This is a genomic window from Hirschia maritima DSM 19733, assembly GCF_000378345.1.
Classification (GTDB): Bacteria; Pseudomonadota; Alphaproteobacteria; order Caulobacterales; family Hyphomonadaceae; genus Hirschia; species Hirschia maritima.
Window position 1 is genome coordinate 537,270 of record NZ_KB899546.1, and the last position, 18,546, is coordinate 555,815.

The 18,546-nt window shown below is 45.9% G+C and carries 23 protein-coding genes and 1 other RNA gene; 5 read left to right on the forward strand and 19 right to left on the reverse strand.

The genetic code is table 11. From position 1 onward, the window contains the following. Positions 1–2: 2 nt before the first annotated feature. The 7 genes from F551_RS0110930 to F551_RS17445 all read right to left on the reverse strand — a co-directional run bounded on the left by F551_RS0110930 (position 3) and on the right by F551_RS17445 (position 2,486). Complete coding sequence (locus tag F551_RS0110930; RefSeq protein WP_018997553.1) at positions 3–227, reverse strand: hypothetical protein; 225 nt, start codon at positions 225–227, stop codon at positions 3–5. Positions 228–238: 11 nt separating this feature from the next. After that, on the reverse strand, positions 239–556 hold the full coding sequence (locus F551_RS0110935; RefSeq protein WP_018997554.1) for a hypothetical protein: 318 nt from the start codon (positions 554–556) through the stop codon (positions 239–241). 51 nt (positions 557–607) lie between these two features. After that, positions 608–865 (reverse strand): hypothetical protein, encoded by a 258-nt coding sequence (locus F551_RS0110940; RefSeq protein WP_018997555.1) that lies wholly within the window; start codon positions 863–865, stop codon positions 608–610. An 86-nt stretch (positions 866–951) separates the two neighbouring features. After that, complete coding sequence (locus F551_RS0110945; protein ID WP_033404985.1) at positions 952–1,356, reverse strand: PspC domain-containing protein; 405 nt, start codon at positions 1,354–1,356, stop codon at positions 952–954. 31 nt (positions 1,357–1,387) lie between these two features. Then, entirely contained in the window at positions 1,388–1,654 is a 267-nt protein-coding gene (pspB, locus tag F551_RS0110950; RefSeq protein WP_018997557.1) for an envelope stress response membrane protein PspB, read from the reverse strand. Beyond that, positions 1,654–2,322, reverse strand: coding sequence for a phage shock protein PspA (gene pspA, locus F551_RS0110955; protein ID WP_018997558.1), 669 nt, complete (start codon positions 2,320–2,322; stop codon positions 1,654–1,656). The genes pspB and pspA overlap by 1 nt, the downstream gene beginning before the upstream one ends. Before the next feature lie 26 nt (positions 2,323–2,348). Beyond that, positions 2,349–2,486, reverse strand: coding sequence for a hypothetical protein (locus F551_RS17445; protein WP_169334133.1), 138 nt, complete (start codon positions 2,484–2,486; stop codon positions 2,349–2,351). 208 nt (positions 2,487–2,694) lie between these two features. On the opposite strand from F551_RS17445, the gene pspF reads away from it, so the two are divergent. Beyond that, positions 2,695–3,834, forward strand: a complete 1,140-nt coding sequence (pspF, locus tag F551_RS0110965) for a phage shock protein operon transcriptional activator (protein ID WP_018997560.1) — start codon at positions 2,695–2,697, stop codon at positions 3,832–3,834. A 114-nt stretch (positions 3,835–3,948) separates the two neighbouring features. Then, positions 3,949–5,007 (forward strand): MORN repeat-containing protein, encoded by a 1,059-nt coding sequence (locus tag F551_RS0110970; RefSeq protein ID WP_018997561.1) that lies wholly within the window; start codon positions 3,949–3,951, stop codon positions 5,005–5,007. Here F551_RS0110970 and F551_RS0110975 read toward each other — a convergent pair. The 5 genes from F551_RS0110975 to F551_RS0110990 all read right to left on the reverse strand — a co-directional run bounded on the left by F551_RS0110975 (position 5,000) and on the right by F551_RS0110990 (position 9,220). Next, positions 5,000–6,406, reverse strand: coding sequence for a hypothetical protein (locus F551_RS0110975; protein WP_018997562.1), 1,407 nt, complete (start codon positions 6,404–6,406; stop codon positions 5,000–5,002). The two genes, F551_RS0110970 and F551_RS0110975, sit on opposite strands and share 8 nt — an antisense overlap. 124 nt (positions 6,407–6,530) lie before the next feature. Continuing rightward, positions 6,531–7,352: a TIGR00282 family metallophosphoesterase gene (locus F551_RS0110980; RefSeq protein WP_018997563.1), complete on the reverse strand. Its 822-nt coding sequence runs from the start codon at positions 7,350–7,352 to the stop codon at positions 6,531–6,533. An 85-nt stretch (positions 7,353–7,437) separates the two neighbouring features. Further along, positions 7,438–8,046: a 5-formyltetrahydrofolate cyclo-ligase gene (locus tag F551_RS0110985; RefSeq protein ID WP_033404988.1), complete on the reverse strand. Its 609-nt coding sequence runs from the start codon at positions 8,044–8,046 to the stop codon at positions 7,438–7,440. Between the two features lie 27 nt (positions 8,047–8,073). After that, positions 8,074–8,234: non-coding RNA, 6S RNA (ssrS, locus tag F551_RS17310), on the reverse strand. Between the two features lie 92 nt (positions 8,235–8,326). Beyond that, a complete protein-coding gene (locus tag F551_RS0110990; RefSeq protein ID WP_018997566.1) occupies positions 8,327–9,220 on the reverse strand; it encodes an AraC family transcriptional regulator in 894 nt (297 codons plus the stop codon). Positions 9,221–9,388: 168 nt separating this feature from the next. Here F551_RS0110990 and F551_RS0110995 point away from each other — a divergent pair, with 168 nt between their 5' ends. Further along, positions 9,389–10,336 (forward strand): SDR family oxidoreductase, encoded by a 948-nt coding sequence (locus tag F551_RS0110995; protein ID WP_018997567.1) that lies wholly within the window; start codon positions 9,389–9,391, stop codon positions 10,334–10,336. 19 nt (positions 10,337–10,355) lie between these two features. Here the strand turns inward: F551_RS0110995 and F551_RS0111000 are convergent, their stop codons facing one another. The 6 genes from F551_RS0111000 to F551_RS0111025 form a co-directional block, all read right to left on the reverse strand. Further along, complete coding sequence (locus F551_RS0111000; protein WP_018997568.1) at positions 10,356–11,759, reverse strand: alginate export family protein; 1,404 nt, start codon at positions 11,757–11,759, stop codon at positions 10,356–10,358. Positions 11,760–11,833: 74 nt separating this feature from the next. Next, the gene (locus F551_RS0111005; RefSeq protein ID WP_018997569.1) at positions 11,834–13,234 is read right to left on the reverse strand and encodes a patatin-like phospholipase family protein; all 1,401 of its coding nucleotides are present in this window, start codon (positions 13,232–13,234) and stop codon (positions 11,834–11,836) included. Between the two features lie 103 nt (positions 13,235–13,337). Beyond that, entirely contained in the window at positions 13,338–13,673 is a 336-nt protein-coding gene (locus F551_RS17595) for an HNH endonuclease (RefSeq protein WP_324603031.1), read from the reverse strand. Next, positions 13,598–14,488: a bifunctional methylenetetrahydrofolate dehydrogenase/methenyltetrahydrofolate cyclohydrolase FolD gene (gene folD / locus F551_RS0111015; protein ID WP_026296793.1), complete on the reverse strand. Its 891-nt coding sequence runs from the start codon at positions 14,486–14,488 to the stop codon at positions 13,598–13,600. The genes F551_RS17595 and folD overlap by 76 nt, the downstream gene beginning before the upstream one ends. Continuing rightward, on the reverse strand, positions 14,478–14,795 hold the full coding sequence (locus F551_RS0111020) for a DUF167 family protein (RefSeq protein WP_018997571.1): 318 nt from the start codon (positions 14,793–14,795) through the stop codon (positions 14,478–14,480). Before F551_RS0111020 ends, folD begins: the two co-directional genes overlap by 11 nt. 13 nt (positions 14,796–14,808) lie before the next feature. Then, positions 14,809–15,111 (reverse strand): YggT family protein, encoded by a 303-nt coding sequence (locus F551_RS0111025; protein ID WP_026296794.1) that lies wholly within the window; start codon positions 15,109–15,111, stop codon positions 14,809–14,811. Between the two features lie 190 nt (positions 15,112–15,301). On the opposite strand from F551_RS0111025, the gene F551_RS0111030 reads away from it, so the two are divergent. After that, positions 15,302–15,760, forward strand: coding sequence for a hypothetical protein (locus F551_RS0111030; RefSeq protein ID WP_018997573.1), 459 nt, complete (start codon positions 15,302–15,304; stop codon positions 15,758–15,760). Between the two features lie 79 nt (positions 15,761–15,839). On the opposite strand, the gene bioB is transcribed toward F551_RS0111030, so the two are convergent. Further along, positions 15,840–16,871: a biotin synthase BioB gene (gene bioB, locus F551_RS0111035; protein WP_018997574.1), complete on the reverse strand. Its 1,032-nt coding sequence runs from the start codon at positions 16,869–16,871 to the stop codon at positions 15,840–15,842. Positions 16,872–17,172: 301 nt separating this feature from the next. Between bioB and F551_RS0111040 the strand changes: the two genes are divergently transcribed. Continuing rightward, the gene (locus tag F551_RS0111040) at positions 17,173–18,516 is read left to right on the forward strand and encodes a peptidoglycan-binding domain-containing protein (protein ID WP_018997575.1); all 1,344 of its coding nucleotides are present in this window, start codon (positions 17,173–17,175) and stop codon (positions 18,514–18,516) included. Positions 18,517–18,546 lie beyond the last annotated feature (30 nt).

Genomic DNA, 18,546 nt, shown 5'->3' on the forward strand with positions numbered 1-18,546 from the left:
CCTTACAATTTGCTGAATTCTCGTTTCAGGTGCTGGTCGCTATCTAAAGCTAGTTTTTCAAGCGTTTCTACGCGGGAGATTGTTTTATCCAGCTTTGCAGCAATGTCAGCTAATTGAGCTTCAGATGCGCCATTTCCTGATTTTGCTTTGCTTTCAAAATAGGAAGTTACAATACCTGTACCGCACCCAATCGCGACAATAATAACAACAAAAACAAATACATCCATAATTTTAGTTCCTAATAGCGTTCAGAGTTCAGTGACTGGCGAGATTGTGAAACATCTGATTTCAATGACTGAAATTCTCTTTTAAGTTCGCGATCTTCGTCTGTGACAATTGTTTCGAGTGCGGCTAAACGCTGTGTTATGCGGTCCAATTGTTCGTTCATTTTGAAAAGAACTTCATCTCGTTCGAGGCGTTCGTTTTGTTGGGCGCGTCTGTGTTTCTTGCTGTGCTTTAGATTTTCGCCGCCTTCAGCCCTGATTTTCGCTTTTATAATGCTGGCAATCATTACGATTGCGACGATAAGGACAACCATTATTTGTCCATCTTCCATTGTGTGTCTCTCCTATGGGTTTCAGCAAGTTAGTTATAGTATACTTCAGGATTAACGCAGAAATTTCAAGCTTGTTGTATCTGCGTATTTTTTCCAATTGATATCGAAGAGAGGGCAATTAGGTGGGCATTGCTCTTGATTGATTTCTACTTCCTGACCTTCACTCGTGTTCGAGTGAGAGATTTTCAATTCTAGACCAGCAGTTTTTAGGCTGACTTCGCCGGTTTGAGCTGCGGCAGCTAATCCAATAAATCCTGCTGCAAGCAAGCCAGCGGCGGCAATTATGCGTGTTGAAAACTGAAGTGACATTATTCTAATCCCTCTCTAAAAGGCCTTAGCGCGACCGGATCTTTATTTTGTTTTATTGATCCGGCGGGCTGGCCTCAATTTGTCTGCTAACCTTTTTCTAGGTCACGAAATTGTTTGCGAAGACGCCATTCGTCTGATGTGACGGCTTTTTCAATGCCTTGCATGCGGTCTTCTAAGTCCATGAATTTGTAGCGAATATTGGATAGTGTTACCTTTGGTCTATCCGAAACACCCATCCAAAAGCTGGCTTCTTCTTCTGAAAGGTCGCGGCGTATGCGGCGACTAGGTGTAACTGCCCAGGTGATGAGGTATCCAATAAAGACTACTCCTGAAAATACACCTGTGACCATTGAGACAACCGCTGCGATACGAACCAAAGTTGGATCCCACCCCATGCGCTCAGCAATTCCTGAGCAAACACCTCCTAGAATACGTTCATTCTTTGGGCGGAAAAATCTCTTGGGGTTTCTATATTTTGAATACTCGTCCATTTTAATACTGTTCCTTTCTGTTGAAGATTGATTAGCCATCTAGATCGCGCAGATCGTCTCGTCTGCGGCGTGGTGGGGCGTCTGTGTCGCGCCCCTCTGGTTCAACCAATCTTTCAATAGTTTCTATGCGTCTTTCCATTTTGCGGGCTGACCGCCAAAGGTCTTCGAGCATGCGCTCATCGTCTGCGGAGAGGCCTTTATTGCTGCGCCACATGGTGAAGTAGTGCATGCACATCCAGGGGAAGATCACAAAAATTGATAGAATTGCGACAATCGGTATGAGGAATTCTTGATCCATTATTCTTCAGACCCTGACTTCTTGCGTGCTTTCAAAGCTTTCAATTCTTTTTCGACACTTTCTTCTGCTTCAAGGTCTGCAAACTCGTCTTCAAGAGTTTTGCTTTTCATGTCGTAAGTGTCTGCATATGCTTCTAATTCATCCACTTTACGTTCAACAGCGGCATAGCGGTGTAGAGCATCTTCAACTTTTGAATCGTCGATGCGTGAACGAACTTTGATGCGTTCTTCAGCAGCTTCACGGCGAACCATAAGGGCGCGATGTTTTGTTTTGGCTTCTTCAAGTTTAGCTTGAAGCTTACCTAGATCGTCCTGACGTTTGGCCGCTGCATCGTCTACGGCTGCAAGGGCTGATTTGCGGCCTTCGATTTCACGTTCAGCGCGTTGTTTTGCGGAAAGAGCGCCACGAGCAAGGTCTTCACGATCTTTTTCAATCGCTAGTTCTGCTTTGCTTGCCCAATCGTCACGGGCTGTTTCGAATTCACGAATTTCGCGCTTGAGTTCTTTTTTGTCGGCCATAGTGCGGGCTGCAGCCGTGCGAACTTCAATTAGAGTGTCTTCCATTTCTTGAATGATAAGACGCGCGATTTTTTCAGGGTCTTCCGCCTTGTCGAGCATGGCGTTTAGGTTTGAGTTGATGATGTCGCTAAAGCGAGAAAAAATTCCCATTTTCGGTGTCCTTTTCGGGGATAAAATTAAAAGAGGATACGCGCTAAGATCACACCAGCAGCGAAGAAACCCCAGTTTTCAATTGGGCGTGATTTAAGCCAGTTGCCCACTCGCTTAAGTGTGTCCTCGGTCGGTGAATTTGTGTGATCCTTTTCAGTGTACATGCGCTTATTCTCCATTTGTTAGCGGCCCCTAGTGTCGCCGTGTATGCCAAGTACTTTGCAACTGCTGTGCCAGTTTTTTGTTAATTTTATAAATTGTTGTTTTTATTAAATTTATAATTTTAATATGGATCTGTGGGTTAATATGTATGTATAAATAGTGCAAAATATAAATGTACAATTTATACATATTGTGTATAAGATACATATTATGAGTAGACCTGCACCAGAATTAATTGGCCAATCTCCGGCATGGTTGGAGAGTTTAGAGCACGTGTCCTTGGCGGCACCGATTGATCGCCCCTTGCTTGTCGTTGGAGAGCGGGGGACAGGTAAAGAATTGATAGCAGAACGTATCCACTTTCTGTCTAAGCGATGGGATGGACCATTTGTGAAGGTCAATTGCGCGGCGCTTTCTGAAGACCTGCTGGACTCTGAGCTGTTTGGTCATGAGCAGGGCGCTTTTACTGGGGCGACCAAACGTAGGGCGGGTCGGTTCGAGTTGGCGGATAAAGGAACGCTTTTCCTTGATGAGATTGCGACTGCCAGCATGGAGGTTCAGGAGAAATTACTGCGCGTCATTGAATATGGGGAGTTTCAACGTCTCGGCGGTGAGGATGTCTTGACGTGTGATGTTCGCGTCGTAGGAGCGACAAATGTAGATTTGCCATCTCGTGCAAGGGATGGTCGGTTTCGAGCTGACTTGCTCGATCGATTGGCCTTTGATGTGATAACGCTTGCGCCATTGCGCGCGCGTGGTGAGGATATCGCTGAGCTAGCAGAATTTTTTGGTTCTCGGATGGCGAGGGAAATAGATTTTGTCTTTCCGGGGTTTTCGCGCAGCGCGATTGCAGCTTTGAAGGCTCATGATTGGCCGGGTAATGTCCGCGAACTGAAGAATACGGCAGAACGTGCAGTCTATCGCGACCTTTCAATGAGAGCGCTTCACGAAATTGATTTGCCTATAAATTTGAATATGGACGCGCTTGATCCGTTTGCTTCTGGGTTTAGGCCAGCGATGGAGCTGGGTGGCGAGCTTCATGAAAAAACACAAGATTTGGCGGAAACTGACTATCTCCGCGAGGCACTTGAGCATCATCTTGCCCACGCGCCAATTGATTTTGAAAAACAAACGGCAGCTTTTGAGCAGCGGCTTATAGATGATGCATTTGCAGCATGTGGCGGACACCAAAAGAACACCGCGCAGCATTTGGGGCTAAGCTATAACCAGTTTCGTGGGTTGCTGAGAAAGTATGGATATCAGAAAAATTCAGTACGCAAGGCTGACAATGCTGAACTCCCATCAGAAGGTGTGCCGTTGGAACCAAATAATCCAAGACAAGGCATGTAAAGCTGAGTTTTTTAATCCTGTCATGAATTCGGGGCTGGCCATATTAGGTGGTTTCAGCCTAGATTCTTCTGATGGTTAATCCTCCCGTTTAGTTTTCTTTGTAAAGGTGAAATCATGTCTACTGCGCGTCCTTTGACATATATGTGCGATGAAACTGACCTTGAGCTTACAAATGAGTTTCTGACCTGGATGCGTAGACTGGAGGTAAGAACTGAAGAGATTGACGAAAGTTCGTTACATTTTCCACCGGATTTGATTTTACTAGGGAAAAAGTCTGAAACCTTTGCAATTATGGACCCTTCAACTGCTGAAGGAGCTTCGTATGTTGTTTTGGACAATGATCCTCCCAAGCATGTTGCAACGGGTGTTTTTAGGATCACAACAGCTGATATGTCGGGCGTCACCAAAGAATGGAGCTCATTATTGCATGTGATTGGCCGTCAAATAGGGATGATGAGCCTTACCTTCCGAGCGCAGCAAATCTTTGAAGAAGGCGATGATGTGCTGGATATGGACCTAGACTTCGATCAAATCGAAGAAGGGGTTCGTCAAGAAGAATATGATCGCAATAGCCGCTTTGTCCAAAATTTCGCAAATAATGCAGGTATTGAATATAAAAGATTGGTTGAGGCTCAAGACTATACGGATGAAGCGGGCCAAGCTTTTATTTCGGCGCGTTATTCTCAACGTCGCGCAAATTTAGCTGCCGAGCGCGCACGCACAGAGATGGGGCGTTTTTTCTCTCATACTAAGCCAGATGATCGGGGGGTGTATCTGGGCCGGATAGTTTGGGATGACGATGATTTTGTTACCAAAATTTGCTATGAAGGTGAAACGGACGGCGTGGACGCTCATGGGTTTGGTGTGCTTACTCAAACTTTTAAAGGTGTAGAGCAAGAATATGCTGGGCAATTTATAAGTGGGGAGCGTGCCGGCTTTGGAGTTGGACGCGACCAAGTATTGACTTGGGTTGGAGCTTGGTTTGCTGATCAGCCACGCGGGCATGGGGTTTTGTTATCGGGAAAAAATCTCGCGTCGCAAAACCAAGATCAAGGCGAAGTATTTGTTTCTACCGAGAGCGAAAACTACGTTTTCAAGAAGGAGCATAATAAAAAGCTTGATGGATTTCGAGGTTATTCGCGCGGACAACCTATAGCCAAACCGCTTAAATAGACTTCTTTCTTTCACTATCTAATGCGCGCGTTTTTGCCTGCTGAATATCAGCCAATCGCAACACCTGCGGGCGTCTGGCAACCCGTTTTTTTGTTCGCTTTTCCATCATTGCACGAATAATGGTTAGGAATAAGATTCCTAAGTCCACTGCTATACTGGCAAAAAGAGCTATGAATTCTTTCTCGCCAAACTGAATGCCTTTGGCTTCATTATTACCCCACGGAGGGGTCGCTGCTTTGGCGAGGCTGAAAAAGGCCGCACGTGTGGCCTTGGGGCCTTCTGTGAATTCAAATTCCGGTGCGGGCATATCCTTGATAGTTCGCAGTGATTGAGCTGATGCCAAGAGTTTCTCATTAAGAACTGTGTCCCAACAGTACGATACATCATCAACACGCTGTGGATCTGGTTGGTTTGGATTGCTTGGAGACGGGCCAACATTCGTAGCCAGTGACTCTAAACGGCCTGCAAACAATTCGGCATTGGACGCTTTGAGCCCGTTAGCTTTTGCGGTGAAAGAACGGGCGTCATCAAACACTTGAGTAAAGACGCGTTCTCTTTCTTCGGAGGATAAACGAGACGCCCTTGCGAGTTTTGCAAGTAATTCTGCTTCATTCTCGTCAGATACACCTGTGGGTGTGATGTTGCTTGAAAGCGCGATGATACGTCTTTGAAGAATTGTCCGGTCTGTGGTGAGGCGTCCAATCCATCGATCGGAGACATCATCACTTAGTGCTTGCGCGCGATCGGCGAATGCAAATCGTGCACGGGTGAGGGGGCCATCTCCGGGAATGGAGCCGGGACGATTAGAGCATGTGCCACCTTGCGCAGCTTCCTCGTCTGCACGTTCTCGTGCGGTAGAAGATGCACTTATCACGGACGTTTCCACTGTGGCTAAAGCCTCATTGGCCGTATCAACAGATTGCGAGACACGCTCGATGGCGTCTGAGAACTGGTTACGCGTAAATTCTTCACCGGCCAGTTCTTTCCAAAAGAAACCGTATCCGAAACCAACAGACCAAAATGCAAAGAAGAGATAGAAAAGGCATGCCAGAACTCGAATAGACAGGCGACCCCAATATGTTTTTATGGGAGCATTATCATCGGTTTCTCGATCTCCAGTATGAGCTTTCTCTTTGATGGGTTTCATACCAACGCCGAGCGCAGCGTTTAGGCCGGCAACCATTGTGAGAACCACAAATACTGTAATGCCCCAAATGGGAGCTGCTTCCGTCAGAGAGAGGGAGGTTTTGCCGGCGTTAGCCATCCGTAGGTCTGAAAAACCCATCGCAGTCGCAATAACAGAGACGACAATAAAACCAGCCAGAGCGACAAGGCTGGCACCTTGTCCCATGAGATAAGACCAAAATCGACCAAATCTATTTGTGGTATTGCTAGCCACACTGACCCTCCGCGCCATATTTGGCAAAACTCTACATTAACTATGAAAGCGCAGAGCCTGAATCGCCGCAAGTGAGAAATTCATAATGTTTCGAGTAGGAAAGCACTTTTTTATCTGAATTGCATCAGACCTTAGGGAAGGTTTCCTTAAGGCGACCGCCAATGCGGATTGGTTCGATGCGAGTGGCAAGACCTGTTGCATCATCTGTTTCTACAAAAACACCACACATAGTACCCGGACCTTCTGCTGGTTCCATGCGTGGGCTGGGTAGGCGGGAAGTTTGGCGTTGGATGATGATTTCTTTTTTCATGCCGATCACACTGTCGTAATCACCACACATGCCAGCATCGGTTTGATATGCCGTTCCACCCGGATAAATTTGAGCATCAGCTGATGGTATGTGGGTGTGTGCACCCACGACAAGCGAAGCTTGCCCATCAACAAAATGTGCAAGGCAAGCTTTTTCAGAAGTGGCTTCAGCATGCATTTCAATGATGACTGCATCGGCGACAACGCCTAGCGGAGCTTCTTGAAGCGCGCGCAATGCGCCTTGGAAAGGGTCGTCTAAACTATCCATAAATACGCGGCCATGGATCTGGATCACATATACGCGGCGTCCATCAGGAAGTGTGTAGAGTTGCGCACCACGGCCTGGAATATCTAATCCTTGCGGGTAGTTATAGGGGCGGATAATGCGGGGCTCGCGTTCGATATAGGTCAGCATTTCGCGCTGATCCCATGAATGATTGCCAAGAGTTATACAATCTGCACCTGCATCGAAGATATCATTGGCGATTTTTTCGGTCATGCCAAAACCACCGGCTGCGTTTTCACCGTTTACAACAACGAAATCGAGGCCAAGATCAAATTTGACATCAGGTAGATTATCCATGACCACTGCGCGGCCAGATTTACCCATTATATCGCCGAAAAAAGCTAAACGCATTTTGTATCCCTAAGCTTGAACCGGTGGGTGTTACGCTTTTGTGCCGTGAAAGTGAATAGCTTGGCCGTAGAAAGACTGTATAACGCTAGTTTTCTGGATTTTGTGGAGCAGCTTTTGCTAAAAACAAAGGCACTGAATTATGGGGTGTTTCTGCCCAGTCCAGAGCAATGTCATGAGGCTCTGAAGGAACAGCATCTACTTGTTGTTGTGCATATCCAAGCCCAACAAAGAAGCACGGGCCTTCTTCACGCAATCCTTTAATGGCGCGATCATAATGCCCTTTTCCATATCCAAGGCGAGTTCCTCGCGCATCGAATGCTAACAGCGGAGCAAGCACGAGTTTTGGACGAATTTCGATCGCATCAGAAGCTGGTTGTAATAGTCCAAACGGCCCTTTGACGAGATCCTCGGGCTTTTCATGCAAGCGGAATGTCATTTCCCCAGATGATTCCACACGGGGTAGAACGATTTTGGCACCTTTACGGCGGAGCCAGTTTAACAAAGGAAGGGGGTCCAGCTCATCATTTATCGCGCGGTAACCAGCAACCACTGGGCCAAAACGATCAAGCAGTTTTAGCGGGAAACGTTTGGCTAATTTATCCGCTGCATCTGGATCTCGCGCGGCAGATTCAGCCCGAATTTCTTTCATGTGGGCGCGGAGGAGATCTTTTTGTTGAGCAGTTGGAGAGGCCAAAATCAATTCCCATTCAGCAATTATTGAGGTGGCGCCACAGTCGCCGTGGGGCATGTGTATTCCCATCGACCCAGCAAGCTAGGTGGGCGCCAGATAGCTAGGACCACGATCCAGACCAGAGCCAGCTCCCTAATGAAAATGTAAGGTCGCTGGAATATAACTTCCCTACACAAACGCCGCAGCAAACCACCAGACACCCATGTAAGCGCGATATGGGTTCACAACAAGTGAATACTTTGAGAATAAAGCAAATCCCGAACGGGATTTTACATGTAAAGTTTCAAATTCGTATTGCATCAGATATAGGAGTTTCTCGCCAATTCTTAGGCGATTGCCCATATAATCTTTTAAACTCGCGGCTAAACTGAGAAGAGCTGACATATCCAACCTCTATCGCAGCTTCACTCACATTCATGCCATTAGCGATATTCATAGCCGCTGTATTTAACCGCATACATTTTATAAATTGAATGGGAGACATTCTAGTCGCATGTTTAAATTTTCGATGAAATACGGCGCGGCTCATCCCTGCTTTTTCTGCCATATCATCAATGGTGATTTGTTCGTCTAAACGTGTGGAAAGAAATTCAATTGTACGCGCAATTTGGTTGCCCACTCCATAGGCGCTCCTAATAGCATGACCTGCTTGGCCTTTTAGAATGGCATAGTAAAGCTCTCTCAATCGTCCATGTCCCAATACCGCCATGTCTGATGTATTGTCCGTTAATTGTAATAGTCGATATAAAGCTTCGGTGAATGGTTTATCCCAATTTGCAAGAGTGAGATTGGGAGCAACTGAAGTGTTGATTTGTTTACGCACGCTATTGGGTGTTGTCTCCATTTCGATTGAAAGCTCAGTGAGCATTTTTGTATCTAATGAAATGGAAATGCCCAAAAGTGGGTTGTTTTTTGACGCTTTAGGTGTGCCTGCTTCGACCGGCATCGTAATGGGGCAACACATGTATTTACTGTGGTCATATACATAATGTTCACCATCTAAAATCGCTTCTTTTTCACCGTTTACAATTACGATCACTGTAGGCTCATAAATCGCTGGAGCGCATCTGATGGAATCAATGACGTGAAAAAGTTGAACACCTTTTACACCGATCCCAAACATTCCGGGATTTGGTATTAAACGTTCAATGAGTTGCTTTACCGATGGTTTGTTCATGTATCAAATATTAGCACCCGAATAATACAAAAATCAATTAAACCGATACAAATAGGCAAGTATTAAAGACAAATTTGGCTGTTTTAATCTGGTTGTGAGATCATAATTGCTTTTGAGATTACTAAATAACTTATATTGAAGCCCCCTTTGGTTGGCTGGAGTTGCAAAATGAAAAAGACAAACAAATTTGGTCGCAGAGGTTGGACGCCAGATCGTATAAGTTCACTCGAAGGCAAAACTTATGTAATTACAGGGGCGAATTCAGGAGCCGGCTTTGAAGCGACGCGAATACTTTTGAAAAAAGGTGCCAGCGTTATTATGATGAATCGAAGTATTGATAAATCAAACGTAGCAATTTCGGAGCTTCACAGGGAATTTGGAAGAGACGCAAAAGTTAGTCTGGTCGTTTTGGATTTGGCTTCACTGCAATCGGTAAGGGAAGCGGCGGTTAATCTTCTTGGAAAAACATCTCAAATTGATGCTCTCATCTGCAATGCAGCGATCGCTCAGATTGCTAAGAAGGCATTGACCATCGATGGATTTGAAAGCCAGCTAGGCGTGAACCATTTGGGACATTTTTTACTATGTAGCCTGTTGTTTGAATGCATCGAAAAATCATCTGGTCGTATCGTTATGGTTGGTAGCCAAGGATACAAAATGGGTGAGAAAAGAATTCGATTTGAAGATATAAACTATGAACAAGATTATACGGCCTGGAATTCTTACGCACAGAGCAAGCTAGCTCAAATGATATTTGGTTATGAGTTGCAGCGCCGAGTGGCTGCCGCAAGAAAAGAAGTGGTAGTTCAAGTTTGTCATCCCGGGGCGTCGCGGACTAATCTCATTAATGAAACAGCTAGCTTACGAGATCGAATACTTAGCCGGACCATATTACCGCTTATTGCTCAGTCCGCTGAAAGAGGGGCGTGGCCAGAAGTGATGTGCGCGACGGAAGAAGAGCTGGAATCTCAAAAGTTTTATGGTCCAACAAAAAGAGCAGAAACAGTTGGGCCTGTTGGAGAGTGTTCTTTGGACCCATGTGCGCTTGATGAAGAAGCAGCTAAAGAATTGTGGGCTCTTTCCGAAGAAAAAGTGGGATATAAATGGTCGATTTAGGCAATTTTTCCTGATGGTTTTAAAAATGAAATATCAGGGCTGAATACCCAAAGAGGGTTTGATCTTCATCAGATGCATTGGGAGCATTTTTTGCAAAGTTGCCCTTCAGGAAGAGAGAGGCACCCAAATCCAGACGCAAACTTTCAGGAACAACCCAATACCGCGCGCGACCGTCAAGTGTGTGGCCAATGAAGTTGCCTGATTGACCTGTTACATCTCTTTGCTTGGCGATCACCCAACTGTCTGTGTCTGAAGCAAGGAAAGCTGCTGAATAGGCAAGGCGTGCATCCCACCGATCATTGGGTTTTACCTGAATGCGCGCACCGGGTGCGGATAGGTTTGCCGGGGTGAGGGGGCCATGAATGGAAGTGTTGTTTAAATCAGTCCGGCGTGATCCAAAGAGACGCTCATATTGGTCAAACTTATTATCATTTGGGTCATCATCACCTGAAGCATAGTAATACTCTAATGCTAGGCGCGGCTTCCAAGGCGCATCGAATGTATATCCGACAGCTGAGAATAACATTTGGGCATCTACATCAAGGTCTGTTGTGTCTGAGGACAATGAGGTGGCTCGACGTGATCCGGTACGCCAAACGCCTTCTATATCCATATCCCATTGGTTTGCTTTAGGTTTACGATACAATCTAAACCCAGGGCCTACATAATCTCGATTTGGTGTGGCTGTTATTTCATTGTCTTCTTCATTGAGACCGTAAACAAAGATTTCTCCCCACACATCGCTGGCGATTGAAGGGATGAAATCTGCACGCCTATAATGAACACCCCAAATCCTACGATCCCATTCTTCACTGTCACCAGATAAAGCATTGTCATTTAGGTCGTTGGCTTTGTCGGCGGGGTTGCGATCAATAGGGACGACATAGGCTAAGTGCAGTTCATCACCGCGTTCATTTTTAGAGATAGCGTGAACACCGGTATAGGCTTTGATCACATTTGCAAAAGAGACGCGTTCAATCTGGCGCTTGGAACCAATGCTAACAGTTTGACGCCCAAGCTTGATATCCATTTCCGAGCCAGCGCCCAGCAATCCGGGTGTCTGGAATTGGGCGTAGAGCTGCAGAATGTCGAGTGGGTTAGTGATGGAGTTTGAGTTCGGGGAATCTTTGTCATCCAAATATGTACGGCTATCTTGCAGTTCTAAGCCGAATATAATGGGGCCTGTGTCCAGTTTTGCATGTACTAGCGTTCGAAAGAGTAGCATCTGATCGCTACCAGAACCTCCGGCCCTGAACTGTCCATCCAGTGTTTCATAGCGCGCACGAGTTTCGCCGCTAATGCTGAAATTATCAGGTAGATAATTGTTAAACCGGAAAGGGGCTTCTGCTTGAGCATGAGAAGTAAAACTGCAGGAAAGCAAGAAACAGCCAAGGCTGGCTTTTGCCCATTTTTGAACACTCATACGCAGACTCCGTTTATCCAGTTCTGGATTTCTGCGCCTTATTTCATAAATACACGAAATAGGAAAGTATGTTTTTAATGATTGAAGGGTTCTGGTAAAATCAAGGCAGCTGGATCAGCATTGGGATCACCACGTGACGGTGTAGGTTTGCGGCCGTATCGGTCCAATCCAAACCAATATTGTCCGACATGTTCGCCAATAGTTTGAAGACGGTTCATGTTCGTAGTGGCTGAGTTTTCAAGGGCTCGTAACGAAGACAGAAGCCCGTCAGCTCCTTTGCGCTCAAAGCTTCCTAAAAAATCTTCGCTATTGAATAAGTCGCTTCCTAGAAGTTCTTTTAGCGCAGCTTCATCCAAATCAACGTCGATCCGTTGAAAGTGGAGAAGGGCATCATTCATAATCCCAAGATCATCCATGTCTCCGAGTTCAGAATTGATCTTTATCGGAAAAGCTGGATCTGACATGGCTTGCAGCCAAGTGAGGCCGTTTGTGGATGTGTCCGGGATCATTCCGCGTAAAGCGTCAATAGCTTTTAAACCTGCCATTTTTCCTTTGAAATCTTTTACGCTGAAAGTGGGACGGAAGGCACCTGTTCCCAATGATAGGACTGAAATGTTTTCAGGGCCCGTTTTCCATCCAAATCCGAAAGGAGACTTGGGTTCGCCATCCCATGTTGGCCAAGGTTTGGCATTGTCTCGCCATTTGGATGTCGCGACTAAAAATGCCTGCATGGCTGGATTGTTATGAGGGCTAACGCCGCCATCAAAGAACAATCCTTTTTCTTCTGACGAAATTTGTTTTTCAACCGGACTTAAGAAAAACGGGGCAGATGCAGATGCCTGCACCACTTCTTGAAGTATGTAATCTCTATTGGCTTTGTACTCTGGCCCAGGACCACCATTTGCGTTGTAATATCCATGCCAGTGCGGCGAATTCCATTGCCAGTATTTGGATTTCGGGTTGTTTGTTAAAATCCACGGGCTACCTTTATCAATTCGTTTAGAGCAAATCATCAGGCCGGTTTGCAGATGAGGGGAACCCAACAATAATGGTTGGCGTGGATCTTCCCCTTTGCTGATCAGGAAATCTGCAAAGCATTTATTGATGACTTTCGTGAGGTTTTTAGAATCAAATTTGGGCACCATACCAATGATGCCGTGTCGTTTTTCTCCAAATACATCACTGGCCAGTGTGCGATAGAGGGCTTTGATCTCGCTGACTTTGTAACCGAGCGCTAATAATGTGGCCATAATACCGCCAGTGGATGTTCCGGCGATGAGATCAAAATAGTGGCAAAGCCTGAAATTAGCTTGGTCTGAAGCCGGTAAACGAGAAGCAAGTTTAGCTTCTATTTGTTCAAGTATTCCGCAGGTAAGGATACCTCTGACACCGCCGCCATCAAGCGCAAGAATGCGTTTGGGGCCTTCGCCAAATAGGTGTTCATCCAGGCTTTTGGGTTGTAAGGCACGTGTCATGGCGTTTCCCTCGCAAGACTAGGCTAGAGAAATTATGGCAGTGTCTTATGAGGTGAGCAACCGAATTTTGATTGGAAACTGGTTGTTCGGTCTCGTAGAGCGGTCAGGTCGAGTTGCCTTTGCGCTTATTGCAATCTGCATGGACAAGCTGAAGATTGCTTAGCTCGTCTTTTCCATTCTTTGATATCGGCCAGATATGGTCAAACGTTGGCCGTAACTTTTTCCATACATTACTATGAGGCGTCTTAAACCTCGTTCTAGGCATTGCTTCACCACACAATGCACATTTGCCGCTCTGAGACGCCCATAATTCTTGGAACCATGCAGAAGGTAAGGGGTGCCTATGTGTGGTGTTTGCCAATGCTATGCTGTTAGCACGGCAGGTGTGTTCCACCCACGACGCGCACAGGCAGCTAATACTGTGTTTTGTAGCAGGCATGCAATTGTCATTGGGCCGACACCACCGGGCACTGGTGTGATGTGTTCGGCTTTTGCTTCACAACTTTCAAATTCAGCATCACCTACGAGGCGGGTTTTTCCTTCACCACGTTCTGGCGCATCAATGCGGTTGATACCAACATCAATGACAGTCGCGCCGGGGCGGACAAAATCGCCTGTAATCATTTGTGGACGACCAACAGCAGGAACCAGAATGTCTGCCTCGCGACAAACCGCTGCTAGGTCTTTTGTGCGAGAGTGAGCGATTGTAACTGTGCAGTTTTCGGCAAGGAAGAGCAGGGCGGCTGGTTTACCAACTAGAATTGAGCGGCCAATGATAACTACATTTTTGCCTGAGAGGTCATTTCCAAGAGCTCGCTTAGCGAGAATTACACATCCACTTGGCGTGCATGGACGCAGACCAGGCTTACCTAGAACAAGGCGACCTGCAGATGCTTCTGTCAGGCCATCAACATCTTTGTCAGGACTGATTTTTTCAATTGCAGCATCAGAATCCAAACCTTTAGGAAGTGGTAGCTGTAGCAAGATACCATCAACTTCTGGATCATTGTTCAGTGCTGCTATCTCGTTTTCAACTTGCTCTTGCGTGGCATCAGCTGGAAGTAGGCGGTGTAGGGACCGCATGCCAGCTTCTTCGGTTTGTTTAACTTTCGAGTTTACATAGACCTGACTAGCAGGATCTTCACCAACTAGAATAACCGCTAAAGTTGGTTGGGAGGGTAGCTCTGCAACTGCTTTGGCTACGTTTGCTCGTACATCAGCCGCAATAGCTTTTCCATCAATTCTAGTTGCCATTTGAGCCTCCATAAATGTCTTGAAGTCGATTGGTAAAACTTGCACCATCGCTAATACGTATGGTCTTTAACCGATCTGTAGCGCCTTTGACCACAGCTAGTTTGGATTTAGGAATGTCAAAGTGTCGCGAGAGTAGGGTTTCTACAGCTTTATTGGCTTTTCCTTTGTCCGGAATAGCTCGCACCCTGACTTTTAAATGAAATCGGCCAGTGGAATCCTGTTCAGGTTTCTCGACCGCATCTTTGGAAGCTTTCGGAGTAACACGCACGACGAGATACAGATCATCATCGTGCGTTTTCCAAAACATGGTCACGAAGAGGCTATATACCCATTCTAATGACCATTGGGTATAAGTAGATAATGATGATTTGTTGAACGAAATAGATTCCGAAAATTAGCACAATAAAAGATAGATCAAGACCACCTAGAGGGGGCACGAAACGACGTATGGGTTTCGTAAGTGGATCAGAGATGCTGTGCGTAATACGGTAAACTGTAGCAACGAACTGATTGTTTGTGTTCACTACCCCAAATGCGATGAGCCATGAAAGAATAGCTTGAGCAATTAATACCCAGACCAATAGTTGTAGTGCCATTAGAACGACATTGAGCACTGCTTGCATGTTTTGCTTCTCCTCGGGAAAATGATTTGCAACGAGTAAAGCACAAATCATTCCAAATTCATTTAATACTTCACTAAAGGCCTATTGGGGACGATTACAAGAGAAGATGACCTGTTTTGATCTAACATTGTCATATTTTAGTCTCGGTTAAGTAAGGAGTGCTTAAGTCTGTTGGGGTAGTTTGTGATGCATGAGACATTTATCTACACGACTTGCTTCATTTGCTGCTTTGATTGTGCTGGCGTTGGCTGGCTCAATGGCACACGCTGCGCCTCCGGCGAAAAAGCCATCAGCTGGACAGATTGACTCATCTGCCAAAAAGATATCTGGTTCTCAAGATTATGTGCCATTTTTTGGTATCAGAGCATCAGTCACTTCTGGTTTTTCGGTCGCCGGCTTTATGGCGGTAGATGCGGGCTTGCATATCGAAAAATCTAAAATCCGAAAGCATGTGGAAGTAATTCGTCCACGTATAATGGATAATTTGCGAATGGCAGTAACAGGATATGCGAATGGCCCTTATCGGGAAGGCGCAGTGCCGGATCTCGATATTTTGCGTGCTAGAATGCAAAGGTCTGTCGATAAACAATTAGGGAAGGGGGCATCAAAAGTCGTGCTGGCCTCTGTGATTGTATTTAACAAAGACTGATCTTCAATTGATTTTTTAGAATATAAAAAAGCCCTACCGTTTCTGGCAGGGCTTTTTCTATTTTGATGTTCTCAAATTCTTATTCAGCAGCCGGAGCAGTAACAGGCGGTTGAACTGAACACGCAGAAGGCGGTTTATCAGCAATAGTGCCTTGCTCCACACCCATGGCAGCGAGGAGCATATCATCTTCACTCATTTCTGGGTTGTCTGCTGTCAGAAGCTTGTTGCCCACGAAGATAGAGTTTGCACCCGCAAGTATACAGAGCATTTGCCCTTCAGAAGTCATAGCTTCACGTCCCGCTGATAGGCGAACCCAACTGCGAGGGAATATGATACGCGCTGTGGCAATTGCTCTAACGAGTTCAACAATTTCAAGCGGTTTTGATTTTGTAGCTTCGCCAAGTGGAGTTCCCTCAACGGGTACAAGCATGTTGATTGGAACACTTTCTGGGTGGGGTGTCAGTTGAGCTAACTCATGCAGAAGGCCGACACGGTCTTCACGTCCTTCACCCATGCCAAGAATACCACCGACACAAAGGTTTAGACCAGCATTGCGCGCTTTGCCTAGTGTTTCGATACGATCTTCATATGTACGTGTTGTGACGACACTTTCGTAATATTCGCGAGATGTATCAAGGTTGTGGTTGTAATAATCTAACCCTGCATCAGCCAATGCTTCTGCTTGACCTTCTTTAAGCATACCAAGAGTCACACATGTTTCCATGCCTTCGTCTTTTACCGCCTCAATCATAGAGCAAACTTTTGGAAGGTCGCGATCTTTAAGAGAACGCCAAGCTGCTCCCATACAGAAACGGTCTGCACCATTTTCTTTCGCTTTGCGGGCTTCGGCAACAACTGCATCTACATCCATAAGCTTAGATGCAGGAATGCCTGTATCAAAGTGTGATGATTGAGAACAGTAACCGCAGTTTTCTGCACATCCACCTGTTTTAATTGATAGGAGTTGAGATTTCTGCATGCGGCCCTTCGGCCAATTTGCTTTGCGAACCTGTTGAGCTTGTAAGAAAAGGTCAGGCAGCGGCAATTCATAGATTGCTGCAATCTCTTCCTTTGTCCAATCCTGGCGTGGCTCTAGGTTTGGCGTGCTCATATAATACTCCCGATATCCCGTTTATCTTTTCTGTTGTTAGGACATAACCTGACAAAGGTCAGACTGCAAATATCTTATTAGTGTAATCGACTAAACTATTGTTGAGATACTAATTTTACGAAAAAACTTATTCCTAATGCGTTATCCATATCCCAATAAGATAAGTGTTTAATTCACCAAAATTAGAGAATTAGCGACTAGGATACAAATATTCTGGTGGCATCGAATTTGCTGCAATTAGGAGAAATTCGCGATTTGGGCGAAAATGGTGGCTTATTCGGTAACTTGATTGGGGTTTAGAATGAAGAAGAATTTATTAGCAGCAGCAGCGATTGTTGTTGGTTTTGCAGGCACAGCGCACGCTGGTGGTCCAAATGCTTTTAACCCAGCGGGTGCTTTGCCGGATGCACAGGCAGGGCAATGTTTTGCACGCATAACACTACCGGCGGTCTACGACACTGTGCCAGAGACGGTTGTCGTTAAAGAGGCATTTGAACGCTTGGCGATCAATGAAACGCAATTTGGTCCATCCTCTAGAGATGTTCAGGTGAAGGATGAAGGGGTGCGCTATCAAGTGCGCCAGCCTGTTTATGAAACAGTTACAGAGCAAGTATTGGTAAAGCCTGCTCATGAACGCTTGGAAGTTATTCCAGCTCGATTTGAAACTGTCACTGAAACAATCATTATTGAAGAAGCGCGCAAGGTTTGGAAAGCAGGGGCCACGCATTCTTCTCACCGCCGCGTGGATGAACAAACAGGACAGGTCTATTGTCTTGTTGACGTTCCAGCAAAAACGAAAACAGTTTCTCGCCGCGTGTTGGTCGAGCCAGAACGCATTGAACGTGTGCCAGTTGAAGCTCAATATGTGACAGTTCAAAAGCAAGTGTTGGTTGATCGGGGTGGTGTCACTGAAACACCGACAGAGGCCGAATATAAAACAGTTGCCACGCAGGAAATTTTGAATTCTGCGCACACAACATCTTCTGTCACACCAGCACAAACAAAAGTGGTGGAACGTACTGTTCTGCGTACACCTGAGCGTTTTGAATGGGTGGAAGTATTGTGTGACACGAATGCACAAACATCTTCTATCACTGATTTGCAATCAGCTCTGAGAGACCGAGGATATTATAATGGTCCGATCGATGGCATTATTGGTCCACAAACCGAATTGGCTGTTCGTAAATTCCAAGAATCAAATGGATTGCCTCACCAAGGTTTTGTGACAATGGAAACATTGCGCATGTTGGGATTGGCTTCTTCTCCATCAGTTGATCGTTACAGTTCGCACACGTCCACGTCGAATTATGCTGAAGGTCATTCATACCGTTCAGAAGTTTCCACGCACTCCACGTCATCAGCTTACTCAAGCAATGAAGTGATGATGGAAGAGGGTGTCGCGGTTCGCCACAATGCTTATCAATCTCCAGTACGAGAAGTGTTGCATGAGACTGAGACAGTAGATCGTGCAGCAAGCATGGCGAATGATTTTGAAGCTTATGCATCTGAAATTGCAGGAAATGGAGTTGCTCATCAGCAGGAGGTAGCCCCGCAAGAGGTAGCTCCATTAACGACGCAGACAACTTTTGAGCGCCCTCAACAGTATTCTGTGCGCAACCGTTTGGATTGGGATGCTAAGAAGTAATCCAAATTCTTCAAACTGAGAATAAAAGAA